This is a genomic window from Curtobacterium sp. AB451 (genome assembly GCF_050585845.1).
GTDB lineage: Bacteria > Actinomycetota > Actinomycetes > Actinomycetales > Microbacteriaceae > Curtobacterium.
Window position 1 is genome coordinate 256,625 of sequence record NZ_JBOBQG010000001.1, and the last position, 23,670, is coordinate 280,294.

Annotated in this window: 18 protein-coding genes and 1 tRNA gene; 7 read left to right on the forward strand and 12 right to left on the reverse strand. The window is 71.3% G+C overall.

The window, feature by feature from the left end; all coding sequences use genetic code 11:
• Positions 1-557 precede the first annotated feature (557 nt).
• Complete coding sequence (locus ACQXVK_RS01185; RefSeq protein WP_430852405.1) at positions 558-1,874, forward strand: nicotinate phosphoribosyltransferase; 1,317 nt, start codon at positions 558-560, stop codon at positions 1,872-1,874.
• A 9-nt stretch (positions 1,875-1,883) separates the two neighbouring features.
• Here the strand turns inward: ACQXVK_RS01185 and ACQXVK_RS01190 are convergent, their stop codons facing one another.
• The 3 genes from ACQXVK_RS01190 to ACQXVK_RS01200 all read right to left on the reverse strand — a co-directional run bounded on the left by ACQXVK_RS01190 (position 1,884) and on the right by ACQXVK_RS01200 (position 5,235).
• Positions 1,884-2,144: a DUF3039 domain-containing protein gene (locus ACQXVK_RS01190; RefSeq protein ID WP_092384164.1), complete on the reverse strand. Its 261-nt coding sequence runs from the start codon at positions 2,142-2,144 to the stop codon at positions 1,884-1,886.
• A gap of 143 nt (positions 2,145-2,287) precedes the next feature.
• The gene (locus ACQXVK_RS01195; RefSeq protein WP_430852406.1) at positions 2,288-3,859 is read right to left on the reverse strand and encodes an ABC transporter permease; all 1,572 of its coding nucleotides are present in this window, start codon (positions 3,857-3,859) and stop codon (positions 2,288-2,290) included.
• The gene (locus ACQXVK_RS01200; protein ID WP_430852407.1) at positions 3,835-5,235 is read right to left on the reverse strand and encodes an ABC transporter ATP-binding protein; all 1,401 of its coding nucleotides are present in this window, start codon (positions 5,233-5,235) and stop codon (positions 3,835-3,837) included. The genes ACQXVK_RS01195 and ACQXVK_RS01200 overlap by 25 nt, the downstream gene beginning before the upstream one ends.
• 321 nt (positions 5,236-5,556) lie before the next feature.
• Between ACQXVK_RS01200 and ACQXVK_RS01205 the strand changes: the two genes are divergently transcribed.
• The 4 genes from ACQXVK_RS01205 to ACQXVK_RS01220 all read left to right on the forward strand — a co-directional run bounded on the left by ACQXVK_RS01205 (position 5,557) and on the right by ACQXVK_RS01220 (position 8,302).
• Entirely contained in the window at positions 5,557-6,252 is a 696-nt protein-coding gene (locus tag ACQXVK_RS01205) for an NTP transferase domain-containing protein (protein ID WP_022907220.1), read from the forward strand.
• A gap of 89 nt (positions 6,253-6,341) precedes the next feature.
• Positions 6,342-7,121, forward strand: coding sequence for an ABC transporter permease (locus ACQXVK_RS01210; RefSeq protein ID WP_430852747.1), 780 nt, complete (start codon positions 6,342-6,344; stop codon positions 7,119-7,121).
• A complete protein-coding gene (locus tag ACQXVK_RS01215) occupies positions 7,121-7,891 on the forward strand; it encodes an ABC transporter ATP-binding protein (protein ID WP_022907222.1) in 771 nt (256 codons plus the stop codon). Before ACQXVK_RS01210 ends, ACQXVK_RS01215 begins: the two co-directional genes overlap by 1 nt.
• Before the next feature lie 108 nt (positions 7,892-7,999).
• Positions 8,000-8,302 carry a hypothetical protein gene (locus ACQXVK_RS01220; RefSeq protein ID WP_430852408.1) on the forward strand — a complete coding sequence of 101 codons (303 nt, stop codon included), beginning with the start codon at positions 8,000-8,002 and terminating at the stop codon, positions 8,300-8,302.
• 46 nt (positions 8,303-8,348) lie between these two features.
• Here the strand turns inward: ACQXVK_RS01220 and ACQXVK_RS01225 are convergent, their stop codons facing one another.
• The 5 genes from ACQXVK_RS01225 to ACQXVK_RS01245 all read right to left on the reverse strand — a co-directional run bounded on the left by ACQXVK_RS01225 (position 8,349) and on the right by ACQXVK_RS01245 (position 14,561).
• Positions 8,349-9,581, reverse strand: a complete 1,233-nt coding sequence (locus tag ACQXVK_RS01225; protein WP_022907224.1) for a CDP-glycerol glycerophosphotransferase family protein — start codon at positions 9,579-9,581, stop codon at positions 8,349-8,351.
• A gap of 42 nt (positions 9,582-9,623) precedes the next feature.
• Positions 9,624-10,532 (reverse strand): glycosyltransferase family 2 protein, encoded by a 909-nt coding sequence (locus ACQXVK_RS01230; RefSeq protein WP_430852409.1) that lies wholly within the window; start codon positions 10,530-10,532, stop codon positions 9,624-9,626.
• On the reverse strand, positions 10,529-11,347 hold the full coding sequence (locus tag ACQXVK_RS01235; RefSeq protein ID WP_402264419.1) for a CDP-alcohol phosphatidyltransferase family protein: 819 nt from the start codon (positions 11,345-11,347) through the stop codon (positions 10,529-10,531). The genes ACQXVK_RS01230 and ACQXVK_RS01235 overlap by 4 nt, the downstream gene beginning before the upstream one ends.
• A 9-nt stretch (positions 11,348-11,356) precedes the next feature.
• The gene (locus tag ACQXVK_RS01240; protein ID WP_416394038.1) at positions 11,357-12,400 is read right to left on the reverse strand and encodes a glycosyltransferase family 2 protein; all 1,044 of its coding nucleotides are present in this window, start codon (positions 12,398-12,400) and stop codon (positions 11,357-11,359) included.
• Positions 12,401-12,569: 169 nt separating this feature from the next.
• On the reverse strand, positions 12,570-14,561 hold the full coding sequence (locus ACQXVK_RS01245; RefSeq protein ID WP_402264425.1) for a S1C family serine protease: 1,992 nt from the start codon (positions 14,559-14,561) through the stop codon (positions 12,570-12,572).
• 192 nt (positions 14,562-14,753) lie between these two features.
• On the opposite strand from ACQXVK_RS01245, the gene ACQXVK_RS01250 reads away from it, so the two are divergent.
• Positions 14,754-15,956: an aminotransferase class I/II-fold pyridoxal phosphate-dependent enzyme gene (locus tag ACQXVK_RS01250; protein ID WP_430852410.1), complete on the forward strand. Its 1,203-nt coding sequence runs from the start codon at positions 14,754-14,756 to the stop codon at positions 15,954-15,956.
• A 693-nt stretch (positions 15,957-16,649) separates the two neighbouring features.
• On the opposite strand, the gene ACQXVK_RS01255 is transcribed toward ACQXVK_RS01250, so the two are convergent.
• The 4 genes from ACQXVK_RS01255 to ACQXVK_RS01270 all read right to left on the reverse strand — a co-directional run bounded on the left by ACQXVK_RS01255 (position 16,650) and on the right by ACQXVK_RS01270 (position 22,117).
• Positions 16,650-17,465, reverse strand: a complete 816-nt coding sequence (locus ACQXVK_RS01255) for a carbon-nitrogen hydrolase family protein (RefSeq protein WP_430852411.1) — start codon at positions 17,463-17,465, stop codon at positions 16,650-16,652.
• Positions 17,466-17,637: 172 nt separating this feature from the next.
• Positions 17,638-17,714, reverse strand: a tRNA-Met gene (locus tag ACQXVK_RS01260).
• 65 nt (positions 17,715-17,779) lie between these two features.
• On the reverse strand, positions 17,780-20,818 hold the full coding sequence (locus ACQXVK_RS01265; protein WP_430852412.1) for a UPF0182 family protein: 3,039 nt from the start codon (positions 20,816-20,818) through the stop codon (positions 17,780-17,782).
• A gap of 189 nt (positions 20,819-21,007) precedes the next feature.
• Positions 21,008-22,117 carry a YlbL family protein gene (locus tag ACQXVK_RS01270; RefSeq protein WP_430852413.1) on the reverse strand — a complete coding sequence of 370 codons (1,110 nt, stop codon included), beginning with the start codon at positions 22,115-22,117 and terminating at the stop codon, positions 21,008-21,010.
• Positions 22,118-22,223: 106 nt separating this feature from the next.
• On the opposite strand from ACQXVK_RS01270, the gene ACQXVK_RS01275 reads away from it, so the two are divergent.
• On the forward strand, positions 22,224-23,618 hold the full coding sequence (locus ACQXVK_RS01275) for a zinc-dependent metalloprotease (RefSeq protein ID WP_416394032.1): 1,395 nt from the start codon (positions 22,224-22,226) through the stop codon (positions 23,616-23,618).
• Positions 23,619-23,670 lie beyond the last annotated feature (52 nt).

A 23,670-nucleotide genomic window follows, 5' to 3' on the forward strand; every position in this document is an offset into this window, starting at 1 on the left:
GACGCGCGGCCCCGCCCTCCCCGCCCGCTCCGCGAGCGGGCGGAACGCGCACCGCTCGGCGCCTGAGCGGGACACACTTCGCCCGCTCGCCCCGCAGCACCCGCCGGTCCCCCGCGAGCGGGCGGAATCCGCACCGCTCGGCACCCGAGCGGTACACACTCCGCCCACTCGCCCCGCAGCACCCGCCGGTCTCCCGCGAGCGGGCGGAATCCGCACCGCTCGGCGCCCGAGCGGGACACAATTCGCCCGCTCGCGCCGCCACACCCGCCGGTCCCCTTCGAGCGGGCGGGATCCGCACCGCTCACCGCCTGAGCGGGACACAATTCGCCCGCTCGCACCACCGGTCGCGCGCCCGCTCGCCCCGCCACATCCTCCGGCCGCCCCGCGAGCGGGCGGGATCCGCACCGCTCGGCACCCGAGCGGGACACAATTCGCCCGCTCGCGCGCCCGCTCGCGCGCCCGCTCGCGCCGCTGCACCAGCCGCACCCGCCCCGGCGGCCGGGGGCGCCGCCGCGCGGACCGCACCTCGGAGGCCGCGCGACACTAGTGTCGGAGAGGTGACCAGCGCGCTCCTGACGGACCAGTACGAACTCACCATGGTCGACGCAGCCCTCAAGGACGGCACGGCCGATCGCCGCTGCGTGTTCGAGGTCTTCGCGCGCCGACTGCCCGACGGACGCCGCTACGGGGTCGCCGCGGGCCTCGGCCGGTTCCTCACCGCGCTGACCGACTTCCGGTTCGGCGACGAGGAGATCGCCTTCCTGCGCGACCGCGGAGTCATCGACGCCGGGACGGCCACGTACCTCGCCGACTACCGGTTCACGGGCAACATCCGCGCCTACCGCGAGGGCGAGGTGTTCTTCCCGAACTCCCCCGTCCTGCAGATCGAGGGCACCTTCGCCGAGGCGGTGGTCCTCGAGACCCTCGCACTCAGCATCTTCAACGCGGACAGCGCGATCGCGAGTGCGGCGGCGCGCATGGTCTCGGCGGCCGACGGACGCCCGCTCGCCGAGATGGGATCGCGCCGCACGGGTGAGTGGAACGCGGTCGCCGCCGCCCGGGCCGCGTACATCGCGGGCTTCGGGGCGACGAGCAACCTCGAGGCCGGGCGCACCTGGGGCATCCCGACGATGGGCACCGCGGCGCACGCGTTCACGCTCCTGCACGACACCGAGGAGGACGCCTTCCGCTCGCAGATCGACGCCCTCGGGACCGGCACGACGCTCCTCGTCGACACGTACGACATCGAGAGAGCGGTCGACACCGCGGTCCGGCTCACCGACGGCAAGCTCGGAGCGGTTCGCATCGACAGCGGCGACCTGCCGTCCGTCGTGGCCTCGGTCCGGGCGCAGCTCGACCGCCTCGGCGCGACCGAGACGAAGATCACCGTCACGAACGACCTCGACGAGTACACGATCGCGGCACTCCGCGCGGCTCCGGTGGACTCCTACGGCGTCGGGACCTCGGTGGTGTCCGGCTCGGGGCACCCGGCCGCGGGCATGGTGTTCAAGCTCGTCGCACACCGCGACGCGAGCCACCGCGACGCGAGCGAGGGCGGAACCGGAGGCGACTGGGTCCCGGTCGCGAAGAAGTCGGCCGAGAAGGCCACGGTCGGCGGCCGCAAGCAGGCCGGTCGTCGGCTCCGGAACGGCATCGCCACGGCCGAGGTCGTGCTCACCTCGGGGCAGGTCGGCCCGGACGAGCGCCCGCTGCTCGTCCCCGTGGTGACCAACGGCGAGGTGGACCCGGCGTTCCTCGGCGTGCAGGGTGTCGAAGCGGCCCGCGAGCACCACAAGATGGCGAAGGCCGAGCTGCCCGCCGACGCGTCCCGCATCGGTCGGGGCGACCCGGCCATCCCCACGCTCGTCATCTGAGCGTCGGCGTCACTCTGCCTTCATCTTCTCGTAGATCGCCTTGCAGTCGGGGCAGACCGGGAACTTCTCGGGGTCGCGACCGGGGATCCACTTCTTCCCGCACAGGGCCTTGACGGGCTTGCCGGTCAGGGCCGACTGCAGGATCTTGTCCTTCTTGACGTAGTGCGAGAAGCGCTCGTGGTCGCCGGGCTCGATCGCCTCTTCCTCGAGGAGCTTCTCGAGCTCACGGTCCATCACGTCGAGGCCGCCACCGGGTTCCGTCATGCTCATGGCTCCAGGGTACGACGACCACGCGCGCGCCGCGACGGCAGCGGGCGGACGACCGGGTGACCCTGTGACGGACGGGAGGCGCGGTGCGGGGCCGACCCGCGCCTCCAGACCGTCAGGCGGTCACCTCCGGGACGCGACCCGGCTCAGTTGCGCTGCGCCGCGGCGAGCAGGTCCGGTCCGTGGCGGTCGAAGAGCCGGCCGCCGACCGCGACGCCGGCCGCGAGGACGACCACGCCGACCAGGACCCCGACGACCACGGTGGCCATCCCCCACGGCTCCGGGCCGTCGACGAACGCGAGCACCGCGAGCCACGCTGCGGGGACCGAGCAGACCAGGATCCCGAGCACCATCGACGACTGCGCGACCGAGGCGAGCACCCCGGCGGCCTGAGGCTGCTGGAAGGGGTGGTCACCGGGACGGACCGTCGGGTACGGCAGCACGACCGACACGACGCTCGACAGTCCGAGGCCGGACAGGAGCGCGCTCGCACTCACGCCGATCAGCAGCGGGAACGCCGTCCAGTCGCCGAACAGCCACGCCGAGACCCACGAGCCCGCGACGAGCGCGGGGATGCCGACGGCCAGCACGGGCACGAGGCGACCCAGCCGGTCGCTCCACCCGGGTGCCCCCGAGGCGACGTGCAGCCACACCGCCGTGTTGTCGTACGAGACGTCGTTGTGCGGCAGGAACCCGGCGATGAGCGCCATCAGCGGCAGCGGCACGAGCGCGGTCCAGTGCCACGGCACGCCGGCCACCCCGAGCGGGATGACGACGATCGGGACGAAGACGATGATCAGGTACGAAGCGCGGTAGCGCGGGTCCCGACCCCAGTAGGTGAGCGCCCTGGCCGCGACCGCGCCGACGGGCGTGGAGCCGAGCGTGTCGAACCAGCCGAGCCCCCGGTAGCGACGGGTCCGAGCCCGGCCGTCGACCGTCTCGAGCGCCCGTCCCACCAGCGCCCACCAGGCGAGTCCGAGCAGTGCGACGACGACGACCGCGATGAGGAGCTTGACGATCCCCTCGCCCACGCGCCCGCTCGCGACGTCGGCCGGGACCGCCCACGCGGCGCCCCACGGCGTCCACCCGGCGACGTCGGCGACCCGCTGCGTCTCGGCGCCGGTCGGGTCGAGCCAGTCGACCCGCAGCAGGAGTGACACGGCCGGGATCGCCAGGACGACGATGACCAGGGCGACGAACCAGCCGGCGTCGCGGGAGCGGTGCGCACCGATCAGGGACGCCCCGACCGCGCTGCCGACGCGGATGAGCAGGGCGCAGGTGACGATCGCGAGCAGGGCCGCGACGACACCGAGGACGCCCACGGCGCCGCCCCGCATCCACGTGACCGACTGCGCCACCGCGACGATCGCGACCGAGACCACCGGCACGCCGATGAGCCCGGCGACCCCGAGCCCGACGGCCAGCTCGCGACGGTCGATGCCGAAGACGGTGAAGCGCCTCGGGTCGAATTGGTCACCACGTCCGACGACGATCGGGACGACGGTGAACGCGAAGGCGATGAGGGCGCCGACCGGGACGACCACGGAACGTGCGACCTCGGGCGCGGCGTCACGGAGCCCCGCGACCTCGATCGCGACGAGCACCGCGGCGACGAGGCCGGCGAGACTGCCGAGCACGACCAGGACGGAGCGTCGCGCGCTGCCGCGGACCGAGCCCGCGAGCAGGTCCGCCCTCAGCCGGAGAAGCTGTGCAACCATTCCATGCTCTCTGCCACGACGCGGCCGCCCGCGAGTTCGACGAACTTGTCCTCGAGGCTCTTGCGCCCGCGGACCTGCGCCATCGTGCCGGACGCGAGGACCTTGCCGCCGACGATGATGGCGACCGAGTCGCACGTCCGCTGGACGAGCTCCATCGAGTGGCTGGAGAGCACCACCGTGCCGCCCCCACGCGTGTAGCGACGGAGGATCTCGGTGATGGTCGCGGCGCTCACCGGGTCGACGGACTCGAACGGCTCGTCGAGCACCAGGACCCGGGGCGAGTGGATGAGCGTGGCGGCGAGGGCGATCTTCTTCGCCATGCCGACCGAGTAGTCGGCGACCTGTCGGCCGAGCGCCTCGCCGAGGCCGAACGCCTCGGCCAGGTCGCTGCTGCGCTTCCGCGCGGTCGCGCCGTCGAGCCCGCGGAGGGTCGCCGAGTAGTAGAGGAGCTGCGCGCCGGTCAGCCGGTCGAACAGCCGCAGGCGGTCCGGCAGGACGCCGAGGTCGCGCTTGGCGGCGGTCGGGTCGGCCCAGACGTCGTGGTCGAGCACCGTCACGCTGCCCGCGTCGGGACGCAGGAGTCCGGTGACCATCGACAGCGTGGTCGTCTTGCCGGCGCCGTTCGGGCCGACGACGCCGAAGATCGAGCCCTGGCGGATCTCGAGGTCGACCTCGTCGACGGCGAGCGTCTGCCCGTACCGCTTCACGAGCCCGGAGGCGCGGAGGACGACGGGCTGCTGGGGCTGCTTGGTCGTGGGAGCGGGGCGCTTGGTCCCGCTCGGGCGCTTCTTGGCGGGCTTGGTGCCGGTCGCGGACGCGTCCGTCGTCGGCGTGTCCGTCGCGGTCGCGCCGTCGGTCGCGGGTGCGGCCGTCGCCGGCGCGTCCGCGGGTGCGTCCGTCGCGGGTGCGTCCGTCGCGGGTGCGTCCGTCGCGGTGGTCCCGTCGGTCGCGGAGGTCCCGTCGGTCGCGCGGCCGGGAGGCACGGTGCCGGTCTTCCCCGCCGCCTGCGTCGGGCGGGTGGCGCGTCCCTTGCCGCCGCGCGCCTTGGCAGGGCGGCTCGTGGTCGTCGGGGCGACCGCCTGCGCGGCGACCCGGTCCCCGTCCGTCTCCGTCGTGTCGGTGGCCGTCGTGTCGTCGGTCATCGCGTCCTCAGCGGAGGCGTCGTGCGCATCCCCGTCCCCCATGTCGTCGTCCGCGACGTCGTCCGTCGCGATGGCGTCGTCGTCGTCCTCGGTGGCCGCGTCGTCCGCGTCGGCGGTGTCGTCCGCGTCGGCGGTGTCGTCCGCGTCGGCGGCGTCCGCTTCCGCTTCCTCGGTCAGCCAGGCGGCGTCCGACGTGGCGTACACGTCGTCGTCTTCCCCTGCTGCTGCGGCCACCGCCCCACCGTACCAACGCTCACCCGGCTGCGTGGGACGCCCGGGGCGCGCTGTCCCGAATCCCCGGTGCCGGGTCACGAATTGAGCACGAAGCGCCCGGAGCTGTACCCCGTCGGCGGGTCGTTCCGTATCATTCACCGAGGCACGACGAAGTGTTCACCACTTGGAAACCTGTCCCGGCCGGCCTCCCCGTGACGATCCCTCCCTGCGAATGCGCGCAGAGACGGCGGTCCTCCCGGGCAGATCGAACCTTGCGGGGGCAGACTCGACGAGGCCCGCCCGTGCCCCAGGGCGCGCGGGCGGACACCAGAAGGGACCAGCATGACCACGCAGATCGTCATCCTCGCAGCAGGGATGGGCAGCCGCCTCGGGCGCAGCCTGCCGAAGCCGCTGACCGAACTGAGCGACGGCCGCACCATCATGCAGCAGCAGTTCGACAACATCCGCGCCGCGTTCGGCTCGAGCGCTCGCGTCACGATCGTCGTCGGCTACAAGTCGGAGTACATCGTCGAGGCGTTCCCCGAGGCGAACTTCGTCTACAACGAGTCGTACGACTCCACCAACACCTCGAAGAGCCTGCTCCGTGCGCTCAAGGCCACGGGCAAGGGCGGCGTGCTGTGGATGAACGGTGACGTCGTCTTCGACCCCCGTGCGCTCGTCCGTGCCGCCGACATGATCGACGAGGACCGCTCGTTCGTCAGCGTCAACACCGACAAGGTCTCCGACGAAGAGGTCAAGTACACGGTCGACGCCGAGGGCTTCATCCACAAGCTGTCGAAGCAGGTCGTGGGCGGGCTCGGCGAGGCCGTCGGCATCAACTACGTGTCCTCGTCCGACAAGCAGGCGCTCATCCGCCAGCTCGGCCGCGTCGACGACCAGGAGTACTTCGAGGGCGGCATCGAGGCGGCCATCGCCGAGGACGGGCTACTCTGGAGCCCGATCGACATCTCCGACCTCTACGCCGTCGAGATCGACTTCGCCGAGGACCTCGAGCGCGCGAACAACCTGTTCGCCTGAACCAGCGTCAGGACCCCCTCGGCGGTTCCGCCCGAAGGGATACCGTGACCACAGCGAGTGCGCCGACCGCGACCCCGACCGCCACACCGATGGTGTCTCGGAGCGCGGCTCGGCGCTATCGCCATGCCCTGTGGTTGTTGACGGCACGTGACCTCCGGGTCCGGTACTCGACCTCGGCGCTCGGCTACCTCTGGTCGATCCTCGACCCGCTCGTGATGTCGGCGATCTACTGGTTCGTCTTCACCCAGGTGTTCCACCGGGGCAAGGTGGGCGAAGAGCCGTACATCGTGTTCCTGCTGTCGGCCCTGCTGCCGTGGATGTGGTTCACCGGCGCGGTGTCCGACTCCACCCGCGCCTTCGTGAGCGAGACGAAGCTCATCCGCTCGACGACCATCCCGCGGAGCATCTGGGTGGCCCGGGTGAACGCCTCGAAGGGCATCGAGTTCCTGCTGAGCCTGCCCGTGCTCGCCGTCTTCGCGATCGCCACCGGGGCCCACCTGCACTGGCAGGTCGCGCTCTACCCGCTCGCGATCGTGCTGCAGGCCGCGCTGGTGTACGGCATCGGCCTGATCGTGGCGCCGCTCGTGGTCTTCTTCCGCGACCTCGAACGCGCCGTGAAGCTCATCCTGCGGTTCTTCTTCTACGCGTCACCGATCATCTACAGCACGACGGCGCTGCCCGATCGACTGCACGACATCGCCGCGTTCAACCCGCTGAGCGGCATCTTCGGCATCTACCGGTCCGCGTTCTTCCCGTCCCAGCTCAACTGGTTCGAGATCGCCGTCTCCGCCGTGGTCACCGTCGTCGTCCTCGCGATCGGGCTCGTCGTGTTCCGCCGCAGCGAGCACCGCGTCCTGAAGGAGCTGTGATGACCGCCACCCAGCAGACCACCCGCAGCCAGGCGGTCGCCCCCGTGATCTCCGTGCGTGACGCCGGCATCCGGTTCAAGCGCAACCGTCGGGCGAGCCGCAGCTTCAAGGACCTGTTCGCCGGCAGCAACCGCCGCAAGCGCGCGGACGAGTTCTGGGCGCTCCGGGGCGTGTCGTTCGACGTCCGCCCGGGCGAGGCGATCGGGGTCGTCGGGCGCAACGGGCAGGGGAAGTCGACGCTGCTGAAGCTGGTCGCGCAGGTCATGCTCCCCGACGAGGGTCGGGTCCAGGTCGGTGCCGGCGTGGCACCGCTGATCGAGATCACCGGCGGCTTCGTCGGGGACCTCTCGGTGCGCGACAACGTCTACCTCACCGCCGGCCTGCACGGCATGTCCCGGGCCGAGATCCGTGACGCCTTCGACGAGATCATCGAGTTCGCCGAGATCGGCGACTTCGTGGACACCCCGTACAAGCACCTCTCCAGCGGCATGAAGGTGCGCATCGCGTTCGCGGTCATCTCGCGGCTCGACGAACCGGTGATCCTGGTCGACGAGGTGCTGGCGGTCGGTGACAAGGGGTTCCGCGAGAAGTGCTACAAGCGGATCGAGGAGCTCCTCGCCGGTGGTCGCACGCTGTTCTTCGTCTCGCACAGCGACAAGGACCTGCGCCGCTTCTGTGATCGCGGGCTCTACCTCGACAAGGGCCGCCTGCAGTTCGACGGCACGATCGAGGAAGCGTTGCAGCGGTACTCGGCCGACTACACCGTCTGACGACCTCACCCGTCCACAACCAGGGTCCCCCGCACCGCTCTCCACAGCGATCGCTCCCCCACGCCGAACCGGCCACCCGACGTCAGACCCTCACCCTACGGTGACGGCATGCACCACCCGACACCGGCGTACGCCGTCCCGTTCTCGATCGACCGTTCCCGAGCGCCCCACCGCTACGACCTGCTGAACGTCGGGGACGAACCCGTCGACGGCATCACCCTGACCCACCTCGGCAACGGCTACTCGCCGCCCTTGACCGTGCACCGGCTCGAGCCCGGCCGGTCCCTCTCGATGGCCGTCTTCGGTGCCGACCCCGAGGACACCGGCGTCGTGATCGTCCGCTGGCGTCGTCCGGACCGCTCCGAGTACGTCTGGCGGATGTCCCTGGTGGGTGACGCCCGTGCGGCGTGACGCCCCGCGCCGCGCCGCGCCGCCGCGAGCCGATCCTGTCGGTCGGTCAGTCCTCGCCGCGTGCCGCCGCGACCTCGTGCCAGCGGGCGAGCAGACGCTCCACGGCGTCGTGCAGACGCCGGGTCGCCGCACCCGGCGTGGTGTCCCCGAAGTACCGCTCCACCCAGTGGCGCAGCTTCGCGAGCTCGGCGGCGTCGCTGACCGCGGCGTCCACCCGTGCGACCACGTCGTGCGCGTCCGTCGCGGTCAGCCAGTTGGCGTCCCCGAGGTACCCGCGTTCGTCGACGTCCGCCTCGGGCGAGACCGGCCGGGTCACGATGAGCGGCTTCCCGACGGCGAGCCGGTCGTAGATCATCGCGCTGATGTCCGTGATCGCCACGTCGGCACCGGCGAGCTGCCAGCCGAGGCCGGGTCCGTCGTCGTACACGTGGTGCGCGCTCGGGTCGGCGGCGTTCGCGCTCGCGATGCCCGCGACGATCCGTTCGTGTGCGGCCTTGTACGCGGGGTCGCTGACGCCGCTGCGGGGGTGCGGGCGGTAGACCAGCCGGTGCGCCGGCGACGCGAGCACCCGCTCGGCGATCGTGGTGCCGTGGCTCGCGATCGAGCCGTAGGCGGCAGCGGCCCGGTCGCCCTCCCAGGTCGGCGCGTACAGCACGACCGTCCGACCGTCGGCCGGGTACGGTGCGGCACCGGCGAAGTGGTCGGCCTGCGGGCGACCGATCGCGATCGTGCGGGTGTCCAGGTCGTAGTCCCAGAGCGCGTCCGACAGGCGTTCACGAGCGGCGTCACCGGCGATCAGGGCGTAGTCGTACGCCTTGAACTGGTTCGTCGTCATGTACATCTTGTCGCTCTCGCCGTGGTTCACGAACACGTGCCACATGCGCCCGTACCGCATCATCTGGAAGTTGCGGGCGTTCTGGTTGACGTAGAAGACGATCTTCGGTGCCTGCTCGTCGACGAACCGTTCGAGGTCCACGACCTGCCTGGCGTACACCACCGGCACCGGCGACTCGTCGAGCAGGGCGAGCATGGTGCCGGGGCTCCGCGCGATGATCGCCACGGGGTGCGTCGCCGCGAGCTCGGCCAGGGGCGCGTACCACTGCCGCACCTGGTACATGTTCACCGGGCCGTCCGCGAAGTAGACGGCGATCTCCACGCTCCCCCGCGCGGGTTCCGGGACGGACGGCAGACGCCGTGCCAGTTCGCGGCGGCTGCGACGGGACTTGAGCAGGCGTTCGGCGAGCCGCAGGGCCGTGCGCGCGTCGCTGATGATCGGCATGGTCTCTCTTCCGGGGTCCGGGGACGGTTCGGGGCGGGTGGGTCAGACGACGGGCGGGCGACCGGCGAGCGTCATCCGGCCGATCGTGAGCCACCCCATCACGTGCACCGGGCCGCAGTCGGTGCGCCATCCTTCGCGGACGCCGGCGAACCAGGTCGCCAGACGTCGCGGGTGCCGCCACCACCGGGCGACCTGGATCGCCGCCCAGGACCCGACGTACAGCGGCCGGAGCACCGCCGGCAGGTTGCGCCGCGCGAGCCAGACCCGGTTCCGGGCGTTCAGCCGGTAGTACTCGGTGTGCCGTGCCGGGTCGATCGCGGGGTGGTGTGCGACGAGGTCCCCGGCGTACCAGGTCCGTCGGCCGGCGTCCCACACCCGCCAGGCGAGCTCGATGCCCTCGTGCGCGTAGAAGTACGCCGCGCCCCATCCCCCGGTCGCGCGGTACACGTCCATCGGCAGGATGACCGCGCCCTCCCACACCGAGAACACCGGCGACGAGTGGTCGGGCTCCCCCTTGCGGATGCGGGGGATCCACCGGGTCGGGTTCGCGGCGCCGGTGGGGTCGACGACCCGGGGTTGGACGAGCCCGAGCGACGGGTCGCGCTCGAACAGGGCGATCGCGTCACGCAGGAAGGTCTCGGACGGCACCGAGGCGTCGTCGTCGAGGAAGAACACGTAGTCGCCGTCGACCACGTCGGCGCCGGCGTTCCGTCCGGCGGGGATGCCGACGTTCTCGGGCAGCGCCAGTGTCCGGACGCCCTCGGGCAGGCCGGTGGGCTCCCACCCGTTGCCGACGCAGACCACGTCGAGCTCCACGTCCCGCTGCGCGAGCACGCTCTCGAGACCACGACGCAGCTCGTCGGGTCGGGTGCCCTGCGACAGGCTCACGACGGCGACGCGGGGCCGGTCACGGTGCGGCACGGCGTGGCGACGGAGCGTCCCAGGGGTCACGCCCGGACCCGCTTCGACGAGATGATCGCGAGGAAGTGCCCGAAGGTCGCCAGCACCGCGAGCGGCAGCAGTGCGCCCACGAGGATCCGGTCGGCCAGCGGATGACCGATCACGAGCCCGAGCAGCGCGAAGACGAACGCGAGGATGCTCAGTTCGACCGAGTGGTACAGGCGGTGGAACGGCAGGAACCGTGCGGCCCGGCGCAGCGTCGCGAGCCGTCGGCCGGACGGCACGGTGCCGGCGTCACGGCGGTCGACGAGCTTCTCGAGCCCGGCGTTCGCCCGTGCGACGTGCACCATGTCGTTGAGCGCCTTGTTCAGGACGATCACGAGGCCCAGTGCGCAGCCGATCGTCGTCCACATCCAGTCCGCACCGTGGATCGGCCACGTGGCGGCCCGGACGCCGAGCGCGATGGGGATGAGTCCCTCGGTCGTGTAGTGCCCGACCTTGTCGAGGAACACGCCTGCGGGCGAACGGGTCCCCCGCCACCTTGCGACCTCGCCGTCCGAGCAGTCGACGAGCATCTGGAGCTGACCGAGCACGAGGGCGAGGACCGCGCCCCAGATCCCCGGGATGAGCAGCGCCGCGGCGACGCTCCACCCGACCAGGATCATCAGACCGGTCACCTGGTTCGCGCTCACCCGTGTCTTCAGGAGCACCCACGTCAGGTACGGCGAGACGTCCCGCAGGTACAGCGAGGCCGTCCAGTGCTCGGCGTTCGCCCGCGAGCGCACCTCGTCCGGTTGGGCGACGGCGCGGAGTTCGGCGATCGAGGAGGGGCGGGCGTTCCCGCGGCCGGTCGTGTCGTCGGTCAAGAGGTCAGGTCACCGTCCCGTGTGCGTGGTCAGTTCGGACGTCCGGGTCAGGAAGCCGATGATGAAGCCGAGTCCCCACCCGACGTGGATGCACGGCAGCACCACGACGAGCCAGAGGAGCGTCGGGAGCCCCGACCGCCGGGCGACCGCGACGGCCCCCAGGACGACGAAGACGAGGTAGACCGCCGGGACGACGAAACCGAGCAACGCCCATGCCGCACCGGTGCCGAGCGCGGCGCCGATGATCCCGACGACCCCGGCGACGATGCCGAGTGCCATCGCCGCGACCATCGCCGGGGGCACGAAGTAGCGCAGGCCGTTGTTGGCGGGGAACCGGCGGGCGAGTTCGCCGCGCCACAGCCCGGTGGCGACGAACTGCCGGACCAGGCGCTTCAGGCTGGGCCGCGGGCGGTAGGTGACGACGAGCTCGGGCGTGAACCAGACGGTGCCACCGGTCTGCCGCAGCCGCCGGTTGAGTTCCCAGTCCTGACCGCGCTTGATGCCCTCGTCGAACAGCCCGACCTCGAACAGGCGGTCGCGGCGGAACACACCGAGGTACGCGGTCTCGGCCGGACCGGCCCGTCCGCCGACGTGGTGCGGCGTCCCGCCGAGGCCGACGCGGCTGCCGTAGGCGAGCGCGACGGCGCGTTCGAAGGGGGTCCGTCCCTCGGCGCGCATGATGCCGCCGACGTTGTCGGCACCCGATTCCTGCAGCACGCGCACCGCGATGCGCGTGTAGTCCGTGGGGAGGACCGAGTGGGCATCCACGCGGACGACGACCGGGTGCACCGATGCACGGATCGCGACGTTGAGGCCGGCGGGCGTCGAGCCGGCCGGGTTCTCGATCGCGCGGATCCGGGGGTCGGCGGCGCTCATCTCGGCGACGAGTTCGTTCGTGCCGTCGATCGACGGGCCGAGGGCGAGGATGACCTCGAACGGACCGGAGTAGTCCTGCTCCAGCAGACTCTGGACGGCTGCCCGGACCTCGGTGACCTCGTTGAGGACGGGCATCACGTACGAGACGCCCGGCAGGGGCTGTCCGTCTGTCTGCATCGGTACCTCGGGGTCCTCACCTGGGTGCACGGGACGCACCGCGGACGGTGCCGCCCCGCAAGAGCGACCCTGAGCCTATCAAGTCGCCGCGGGTCGTCGGGGCGACCGGCAGACGGACGGGAGGCGCGGTGCCAGCTGGCACCGCGCCTCCCGTCCGTTGCTGGTCGCGTCAGCCCTTGTAGGTCCCGAGGGTGACGTCCGCCTCACGCGTCTGGCCGTTGCGGATGAAGGTGATCGTCGTCTTCGCACCGCCCGCGAAGTAACGGACCTGCGCCGTCAGGTCGGTTGCGTCGGAGACCGTCGCCGACCCGATCTTCGTGACCACGTCGCCCTTCTGCAGACCGGCCTTCGCCGCTGCACCGCCGGACGACACCGACTTGATGAGGCCGCCCATCTGCGTGGCGTTCGCGTCCTCGGCGGCGTCGCCGACGGTCGCGCCGAGCAGCCCGTGCGTCGCGGAGCCGTTGTCCTTGATCTCGTTCGCCACGCGCTTGACGAGGTTCGACGGGATCGAGAAGCCGACGCCGATGCTGCCGGACTGGCTCGACGACGAGTCGGACGAGCTGCCCGCGCTCGCGATGGCCACGTTGATGCCGATGAGCTTGCCCTTGGAGTCCAGCAGCGCGCCACCGGAGTTGCCCGGGTTGATCGACGCGTCGGTCTGGATGACGGGCAGCGAGACCGTGCTGTTCGTCGAGGAGTTGCTGCCGTTGCCGCCGTTGCCCCAGAAGTCGAAGGGACCGCCGCTCGAGCCGTTCCCGCCCTCGTTCGAGTCGCCGCCCTCGGTGGGGGCGCTCGAGGTGACCTGGATGCTCCGGCTCAGGGTCGAGACGATGCCGTCCGTGACGGTGTTCGACAGTCCGAGCGGAGCACCGATCGCCACGGCCGTGTCGCCGACGTTGAGGTCGCCGGAGTCCGCGAACGTGATCGGCTTCATGTCGGTCGCGTCGATCTTGATGACCGCCAGGTCGACCGTCGGGTCGGTGCCGACGAGCTTCGCCGGGTAGATCTTGCCGTCCGAGGTGGTGACCGTGATCGTGCCGTTCGAGCTGTCACCGTCGAGCGTCACCACGTGGGTGTTCGTGACGATGTAGCCGTCCTTGCTGAACACGACGCCCGATCCGGTGCCCGCTTCACTGCTCGACGAGACGTTGATCGTGACCACCGACGGGGTCGCCTGCGCGGCCACCGCGGTGACGACCGTCGCGTTGTTGTAGTCGTTGACGGTGAGGTTGCCGCCGCCCTGGCTGGTGGACGACCCGACGACGGTCCCGCCGCCCTGGCTCGATCCGGCGAGCCATCCGGCACCGCCGCCCACGAGACCGGCGATGACGACGCCGGCGATGATCGGGAGGGCGAGGCGGCCACGGCCGGTGCCCGCGCGACGGCTGGCGGGTGCCGCACCCGGGACGCCGGCGGCGCCGGCTGCTCCGCTCTCGAAGTAGTGGCCGTTCCGCTGGTTCGAGCCGTCGACGTCGCCGAACGCGCTCGTGGCGGAGGCCGGAGCCTGGGCCGATGCGGTGGCGTACTCGGAGGCCGAGGCGGGAGCCGAGGTGGGCTGGGCGTACTCGCCGTAGCGGGGCTGCTGGCCGTACTGCGACTGCTGGCCGTACTGGTTCTGCTGGCCGTACTGCGACTGCTGGCCGTACTGGCCGTGCTGCTGCTGTCCGTACTGGTCCTGTTGGCCGTACTGGCTCTGCTGGCCGTACTGCGACTGCTGGCCGTACTGACCGTGCTGGCCGTACTGCTGCTGTCCGTACTGGTCCTGTTGGCCGTACTGGCTCGTCTGGGACTGGCCGTACTGCGGCTGCTGCGTCGGCTCGGTGCCGTAGGGCGTCCCGTGCGCGCCGTAGCCGCCCGAGGCCTGCCCGTACTGGCTCGTCTGGTCGGCCTGACCCTGCTGGCCGGACTGGTCGGCCCGGCCCGGCTCCGACGCGTGGTCGGACAGCGTCGGGTACGGCGCCGTGTACCGATCGGTCGGGTGGTCGTTCGCGGACGCGATCACGTCGGTGTGGTCTGCGTCGGTGTGGCGCGCGTCGGTGTGGTCCGCGTCGTGGAGGTGCTCGGAGTCGTTCGGCGAAGCGTCCTCGGATGCGGCCTTGGCGGCCGCGTCGTCCGGACGGATGTCGTCGCCCTGCCCGTTGGGCGTGGTGTCGGTCATGCTGGACGTGCTCCTTTCAAGCTCGTGCAGTCTGTCGCACGCACCTGAGCGGTGCTCCTGGTGACGCTGGAAGCGACCTATGGCGATCTTATGCGTGGGCTGTGCGACCCTTCCCGGGGTGCGCTCGACTCGGCCGCTAGGTTGGGGTCCGTTCAGCGCCGCGAGCGCGATCGACATCCCGGAGGGAACCACATGCGCCACGCAGGACCCTGGTTGCGAGCCGCCGAGGGAGCGATGCTCCTCGGACCGGACGGCGTCCCCGCGCCGACGGTGTTCGCCGAGATGAGCGCACTCGCGGCCGCGACGGGCGCACTGAACCTCGGGCAGGGGTTCCCGGACGAGGACGGCCCGGCCGAGGTCCTCGAGGCAGCGATCGCAGCCATCCGCGACGGCGTCAACCAGTACCCGCCGGGACGAGGGACCCCAGACCTGCGGGCCGCGATCAGCGAGCACCAGGCCCGTTGGTACGACCTCGACGTCGACCCCGACCGCCAGGTACTCGTCACCGCCGGCGCCACCGAGGCCCTCGCCGCGACGCTCCTGGCGCTCGTCGAGCCGGGCGACGAGGTCATCACGTTCGAGCCGTTCTACGACGCGTACGGTGCGCTCATCGGGCTCGCCGGCGGGACGCACGTCACCGTGCCGCTGTCTGCTCCCGACTTCCTGCCGGACGAGACTGCCCTCCGCGCCGCGTTCTCCGACCGCACCCGCGCCGTGCTCGTGAACACGCCCCACAACCCCACCGGCCGCGTGCTGCCGACCGAGGTCCTGACGACGATCGTCGAACTCGCGACGCACCACGACGCGGTGATCGTCACCGACGAGGTCTACGAGCACCTGACCTTCGACGTGCCGCACGTCCCGATCGCCGCCCTGCCCGGTGCCGCCGAGCGGACCGTGACGATCTCGAGCGCTGGGAAGACCTTCAGCACCACCGGTTGGAAGATCGGCTGGCTCACGGCTCCCCCGGCGCTCGTCGACGCGATCACCAGCGTGAAGCAGTTCCTCACGTTCGTGAACGGAGCTCCGTTCCAACCCGCGGTGGCAGCCGGCCTCCGGCTCCCCGACCGGGTCTTCACGGGCATCGCCGCCGAGCTGTCCGCCAAGCACGACCTGCTCGCGGGTGGGCTGGCCGCCGCGGGCTTCGAGGTGATGCGTCCCGACGGCGGGTACTTCGTCATCGCGGACGTCGCGCCGCTCGGGTACGACGACGCCCGGTCGTTCTGCCTGCGACTCCCAGAGCTCGCCGGCGTCGTCGGGGTGCCGGTCTCGGCGTTCGTCCGTCCCGACCACGCGGCCGACTACCGGACCCTCGTGCGGTTCGCCTTCTGCAAGCGCCGCTCGGTGCTCGAGGACGCCGCCGCTCGCCTCGCCGGTCTCGCTCGGCGCGGCTGACCCGCCCGCGCCACTACCCGCCGCACCGCTCGACGGGCGCATTCCGCCCGCTCGGGGCCGTGCGTCCGCCTGCGGCGCGCTCCGAGCGGGCAGAACACGGCCCACCCGAGTCCTCAGCCGGACGCAACTCGCCCGCTCAGCGTGAGCGCGTCCCGTGCCGGCGTCGAGCGGGCGAAATACTGCCCACCCTCCCCTCCAGCGGTACGTATTTCGCCCGCTCGGGTCGGGCGCACCGCATGGGCGAGCCGAGCGGGCGAGATCTGGCCAGCCCGTGCCTCCAGGCAACCCGGTTTCGCCCGTTCGGCGGGAGCGCGTCACGGGCACATCGAGCGGGCGAAAGGTGGCCCATCCGCGCCTCCAGTCGGACGGATTTCGCCCACTCGGGTCGGATGCACCGCCTAAGCGAGCCGAGCGGGCGAAATCTGGCCAGCCCGTGCCTCCAGGCAACCCGCTTTCGCCCGTTCGGCGGGAGCGCGTCGCGTGCCGTCGTCGAGCGGGCGGAATCTGGCCCGTCCGCGCCTCCAACGGGACGGATTGCGCCCGCTCGGGTCGGGCGCACCGCCCGGACGAGGCGAGCGGGCGGAATCTGGCTCGCCCGCGCCTCCAGGCGGACGTACTTCCCCCGTTCGGCGTCGGCGTGTGCGTAGGCGCGCCGCGTGCCGGCAGCGCGCGGGCAGCTGGCCGCGTGCCGGGTCAGGCGCGGGGCGTGACCTCGTAGCGGCGGAGCGCGAGCGACGGGTTCGTCCGGCGGACGGCGTCGGTCACAGCGGTGTCGACCTCCGCGACGAGCATCCCCGGAACGGCCCCGGCAGCGGCGACCGCGACGCCGGAGGGGTCGAGCACGAGCGAGCCTCCGATGCCGATCGGCGGCGTCTGGCCGACGCCCACCACCCAGACGGTGTTCTCGATCGCGCGGGCGGTGAGCAGGGTCCGCCAGTGGTGCTCCTTGCCGGGACCCCTGACCCACTCGGCGGGCAGGACCACGACGTCCGCCGCCCCGTGTTCGGGCGCGACGAGTCGGCGTGTGACCTCGGGGAAGCGCAGGTCGTAGCAGGTCTCGAGGCCGACGCGGACGCCCCCGAGCGAGAACACGGGCAGCTGCTCGGGGTCACCGGACTCGATGCGGTCCGACTCCTTCGAGCCGAACGCGTCGTAGAGGTGCACCTTCCGGTACGTCTCGGCGATCGATCCGTAGGGCAGGACCGCGACGAGGGTGTTCCGGAAGCGGCCCGGGGTTTCGGCGCACTCGGCGATGCCGACGACGAGGGCGATGCCGACCTCGCGGGCGATGGTCTGCAGGCCGGTGACGAACGGGCCGTCCAGGGGTTGTGCGGCGGCCACGAACCGGTCGTCGATGTCGGCGGTGAAGTACGAGGTGTACTCCGGCGTGACGAGCAGGTCGGCCCCCCGGGCGGCCGCGTCGACGGCGGCGGTCCGGACGGTCTCCAGGTTCGCGGCGGGGTCGTCCACGGGCGCGAACTGCGCCGCGGCGACGGTGAGGGTGTCCATCCGCCGAGCGTACCGGGCGGCCCGCGACTCGGCCCCGCGGACGTTGCTCGCGCCATGAGCGCGCGAAAGTGTCCGCCCAGCCGAGACTCGGCCCCGGCACGAAGGCCGGCGCGACGGTCGGCGCACGAAGAAGGCCCCGGTACGACTGGACCGGGGCCTTCTCTGTGACGCTTGGTTGCGGGGGCAGGATTTGAACCTACGACCTCTGGGTTATGAGCCCAGCGAGCTACCGAACTGCTCCACCCCGCGGCACGTTGAACAGCCTACACGGGGCCGTGGCGGGGCACAAATCGAGCGCCCCGCCACGGTGTGTCTCAGTTCCCGCCCTCGGCCTCGGTCGCGGCCTGGATGGCCTCCTGCAGGCGCTGGTCGGCCTCGGCCGCGGCGACCAGGTCGTTCTCGGCGTAGGCGTCCTGACGGTCCTGCAGCGCCTGCTTGGCGTCGTTCAGGGCCTTCTGCAGCGCCTCGTTGTCGACCGTCCCGGAGCCGGTCGACGATCCCGAGCCGGTCGACGAACCGGAGCCGGAGTCCGACGAGCCCGAGCCGGAGTCGGACGAGCCGGAGCCCGACGACGAGCCGGAACCGGACGACGCACCCTGGTCACCGGCCGACGCACCCGAGTCGCCGCCGAACAGGCTGTTGAGCGCCTCGTCGAGGGTGTCCTCGAACGCGATCTTGTCACCGAAGGCCACGAGCACCTTCTGCAGCAGCGGGTACGAGCCGCTCGACGTCGACTGCACGTACACGGGCTGCACGTAGAGGAAGCCGCCACCGACCGGGAGCGTGAGCAGGTTGCCCTGCTTCACGGTCGAATTCCCGCGCTTCAGGATGTTGAGCTCCTGCGAGACGGTCGAGTCACCGTTGAAGAGGCTCTGCACCTGTCCGGGGCCCGGGATGTTGTCGGTCTTCGGCATCGTCAACAGCGTGAGCTTGCCGTAGCCGGACGCCTTCTTCCCCTCGCCCGCGCCACCCGCGTCGGAGTCCACCGCCAGGTACCCGGTGAGCACGTTGCGGTTGTTCGTCCCGGCGGACTGCTGCGGGATGTACGTCGTGTACAGGGAGTAGGCGGTCCCCTGCCCCGGCACCTTCATCGTGAGGTAGTACGGGTCCTGCAGGTTGCCCCTGGTCGTCGTCGTGGTGGTCGCCCCGAGCGCGTTCGCGCCCGTGTTGGTCGTGGTCGACGCGTCCGACGTGTCCGTCTCGTTCGTGCCGGACGTCGGCTCCTGCGGCACGTTCCAGGCGTCGTCACCGGAGTAGAACGAGTTCGCGTTGGTGACGTGGTAGGTGCCGAGGATCGACCGCTGCACCTTGAACAGGTCGGTCGGGTACCGGACGTGGTCGAGCAGTTCCGCGCTCATCTTCGACACGGGCTGCATCGAGGTCGGGAAGATCTTCTGCCACGTCTTGAGCACCGGGTCCTGGGTGTCCCACGCGTAGAGCGTCACCTTGCCGGTGTACGCGTCGACCGTGGCCTTGACCGAGTTGCGGATGTAGTTGACCTGGTCGGTCCGGTACGACGAGCTCTCGGCGCCGGCGATGGTGTCCGACAGGCTCTGGCTCTGCGAGTACGGGTAGGCGTCGCTCGTCGTGTAGCCGTCGACGACCCACTGGATGCGGTGGTCGACGATCGCCGGGTACGCGTCGCTGTCGAGCGTCAGGTACGGCGCGACCTTCTGCACGCGGGTGATCGGGTCGCGGTCGTAGAGGATCTGCGAGTCCTGGTTCACCGCGTTCGACAGCAGGATCTGCTCCGACTGGAACTTCGCCGCGTAGACGAGCCGGTTGAAGAAGTTCCCGAGGCTCGGGCCGCCGTTGCCGGCGTACGTCGTCGTGGCGTTGCCGCCACTGTCGTCGTTCTCGTCCGAGCCGGACGGGTAGTCGAGCTCGACGTTCTTCGAGCCCTTCGGTCCACCGACGATCGAGTAGGCGGGCGACGTCTCACCGAAGTACACGCGCTGCTGGAAGTCGCCGAGGGCGCCGTTGGACGGGATCCCCGACTCGAGGAACACCGGCTTGCCGTCGCTCGCGCGCTGGTTGCCGTACGCCGCCGTCACGCCGTAGCCGTGCGTGTAGACGAAGGCCCGGTTGTAGGGCGTGTTCGCCTGCGCGCTCAGGCCGTCGAGGTCGATGTCGCGCACCGCGATGACGGTGTCCTCGGTCTCGCCCTTGACGTCGTAGCGGTCGACGTCGAGCTCCTTCGGGAACTGGTAGTACTGCCGGTACTGCTGGAGCTGGCTGAAGGTGTCGGAGACGATCTTCGGGTCGATCAGGCGGATGTTCGCCGTCGTCTGGGCGTCCTGCGCGAGCGCGCCGGAGCTCGCCTCGGTCGTCGCGTCGTAGTTCCGTTCCTGGACACCGGCGACACCGTAGGCGTCACGGGTCGCCTTGATGTTCCGCTCGATGTACGCCGACTCGAAGGTGCGCTCCGAGGGCTTCACCTGCAGGCGCTGGACGATCCACGGGTAGATGCCACCGATCACGATCGCGGCGACGAGCAGCAGGCCCGTCCCGACGATCGAGATGCGCCAGCGACCGATGACGGCCGTCACGATGAACAGGATCGCCACGATCGCGGCGATGCCGGCCATGATCTCGCGACCCGGGATGACCGCGTTCACCTCGGTGTACTGGGCACCGGTGATGAGCGAGTTCGACTTCGTCAGGGCGGCGTACTGGTCGAGCCACAGGCTGACGGCCTGCAGCGCGACGTAGACGGCCGCCGTGACCGCGAGCTGGATGCGCGCAGCCTTCGAGATGCGGACCTCACGCCCACCGAAGCGCATCGCGCCGTACAGGTAGCAGGCGGCCAGGGCGGCCAGGCCGGCGATGAGCACGACGGCCGACGAGTACGCCACGATCGCGCGCCAGAACGGCAGTTCGAACACGTAGAAGCCGATGTCGAGCCCGAACTGCGGGTCGGTCTTGCCGAACGGCGTCCGGTTGAAGTACTCGAGCACCATGCTCCAGCGCCCCGCGGTCGAGAGTCCGGCGAAGATGCCGAGCACGACCGGGATGCCGATCATGACGGCACGACGCAGCGGCTCGATGACCTGCTGGTAGCGGTCGAGCTGCGAGTTGAGCTTCGCGTAGACCGGCCGGAACCGGAACGCGAGCGCGATGCTCGCGTACACCGGGACCGCCATCCCGAGGAAGCCGGCGAGGAACATCAGCGTCCCGGCGATCCACCTGGTGGTCAGGACCTGCTGGAAGCCGAGCTGCGCGAACCACGCGTAGTCGGTGTACAGGCTCGCGAAGATGAAGAAGGCGATCACCAGTGCGGCCAGCACGATGATCGTGACCACGATCGGGACCCGCGGCGAACGCCGCCCCGAGGTGGACGAGGTTGTCGTCACTTGATGTGCTCCAGACGTGTCGAACCGGCGGGCCCGGCGCGGCGGGCCGTCAGTGCATCGATCCTATGTGGCGCGAGCACCCCTGAAACTGTACGGCGACTCAGGAAGGGGTGTCGCGCCTCCAGGCTGAACGCTCGGGAGGCACGGATCGCGTCGTCCGCGGACGTCGCCCGGAGCGCATGGCCGGGTCTAGGACGTGCAGCGCGCGAGCTTCGCGGTGCTCTTCCCGGAGGCGATCGTCTGCAGATCGGTGACCGCCTGGTCGAGGGTCGCGACCCGGTAGACGTCGAGCCCGTCCGGGACGTGACCGACCACCTCGTCGCAGTTGTCGGCCGGTGCGAGGAAGACGGTCGCGCCGGCGTCCTTCGCGCCGTACATCTTCTGGCGGATGCCGCCGATCGCACCGACCTCGCCGTCGGCGGTGATCGTGCCGGTCCCGGCGACGTGCTTCCCGCCGTTGAGCTTGCCCGGCGTGATCTCGTCGATGATCCCGAGTGCGAACATCATCCCGGCCGACGGGCCGCCGACGTCCTGGAGCTCGATGGAGACGCGGAACGGGAAGTCGTACTGCTCGGTCACGCCCACACCGATCAGGGCCGTGCCCTGCTCGCTCCGCGGCGTCAGCTCGACCGTCTTCTCGGCACCGTCGCGTTCGACGACCACCGTCGCCGGGCCCGAGGTGCCGTGCTTCGCGACCAGCTCACGGAGCGAGGTCGCGTCGGCGTTCTCGGTGAGCGAGGTCCCGTCGAACGACCGGATGACGTCCCCCTCGTCGATGACGCCGTCAGCCGCCGAGCCCTTCTGGACGGTGCCGACCTCGAGCTCGGTCGGCAGGCGGTACCCCTGGTGGATGAGCGCCGCGGCGACGGCGGACTGCTGCGACTGCTGCATGTCGGCCGTGTCCTGCTGGTTCACCTGGTCGGTGCTGACGCCCTCCGGGTAGATCGCGGACGCGGGGATCACCGCCTCGGACTTCGTGAAGAGGGCACGGATGACGCTCGTCCACGACGGTCGGTTCGTCGCGTCGCCCTGGATCCCGACGGTGAGCATGTCGAGCGCGCCGCCGGTCGGGTAGGTCGGGTGCCCGTCGATCTGGATGAGCTTGACCTGCTTCGCGTCCTTGCCGGTCCCCTGCTCCTGCGTGCCGATGGTGTTGTAGACCGGGCCGGGGACCTCGATGAGGTACGGGCTCGGCAGCAGGCTGGCGAGCAGCCCGAGGACGACGGCACCGATCACGAACGCCCAGCCGACGGTCCGGGAGCGCGGACGTCGGCGGGGTTCGGGGGCGAAGAGGGTCACGCAGCGTCCTTCCACGGTGGGCTGTTCGCCCTCGGCGCAGCGGTTCGGGCGTTCCCACGGGGGCGTCCCAGTCGCGGCCCCGTGAGCAGCGATTAGCGTAGTCGTCATGCCTGATGAACCGCAGCCGGGGCCGGACGACGACTTCCAGGAGATGCTCCGGAAGCTCCTGTCCGGCGAGGGCCAGATCGACCCGTCGCAGCTCGCCGGAGCCGCGGGGCTGCCGAACGACCCGGCCTTCGTCGCGAACCTGATGAGCCAGCTGCAGCGTGCCGCGCAGTCCGGCGGCGACGGCATCGACTTCTCGGTCGCCTCCGAGCGGGCCACCGCGATCGCCCGTGAGGGCGGCCACCCCGTCGACCCCGCGACCTCGCAGGCGGCCGACCAGGCGTTCCAGGTCGCCGCGCTCTGGCTGGACGAGGCCACCTCGGTCGCCGAGCTCACCGCGACGCCGAGCCTCTACACGCGCGAGCAGTGGGCGAAGGCGACCACCCCGGTGTGGGCGCAGATCGCCGAGCCCGTGGCGCTGAGCATCTCGAACGCGCTCACCGAGGCGATCGAGCAGCGCGCGCCGGAGCAGCTCAAGGCGATGCTCGGCGACGTCTCGAAGGCGATGCGCGGCGTCGGCGGCGCACTGTTCGCGATCCAGCTCGGCCAGGTCGTCGGGCAGCTCTCGAAGGAGGTCGTGTCCGGCGGCGACGTCGGCGTGCCGCTCCTCGACGAGCAGGTCGCCGCACTCCTGCCGCAGAACGTGGCCGAGTTCGCCGAGGGACTCGACGTCCCCGAGGACGAGGTCCGGATCTACCTGGCCGTCCGCGAGCTGGCACACGCCCGGCTCTTCCGCTCGGCCCGGTGGCTGCGGCTCCACATCATCTCGTCGATCACCGACTACGCCCGGGGCATCCACATCCCGTTCGACCGCGTCGAGGAGCTCGCCTCCGAGATCGACCCGACGAACCAGGAACAGCTCCGCGACGCCCTCGCGTCCGGCGCCCTCATCCCGCCGCGCACCGAGGAGCAGGAGGCCGCCCTCGCCCGCCTCGAGACGATGCTCGCGCTCGTCGAGGGCTGGGTCGACACCGTCACCGCCGCCGCCACCGAACGCCTGCCGAAGTCCGGCGCGATCGCCGAGATGGTCCGCCGCCGTCGCGCGGCAGGCGGGCCGGCCGAGTCCGCGTTCGCCACGCTCGTCGGGCTCGAACTCCGGCCCCGTCGCCTCCGCGAGGCCGCCGCGATGTGGCAGCGCGTCACCGACGAGCTCGGCACCGAGCAGCGCGACGCCCTCTGGTCGCACTTCGACGCCGTCCCCACCTCCGAGGACATCGACGCGCCCGACGCCTTCGTCGCCCGGCTCCGGAACCCCGGCCGGTCCGCCGAGGACGACGAGTTCGACAAGGCGCTCGAGGACCTCCTCAACGACGCGACCGGCGACCGCCCGCGCGAGGACGAGGACGGCAACGTCGAGGACGGCCCCGCCGACGACCGCGGCGACGCTCCGAAGTAGTTCTCCACAGATCCGCCGCCCCTCCCCCACGCCCGGGCCCCGTCCGCCAGCG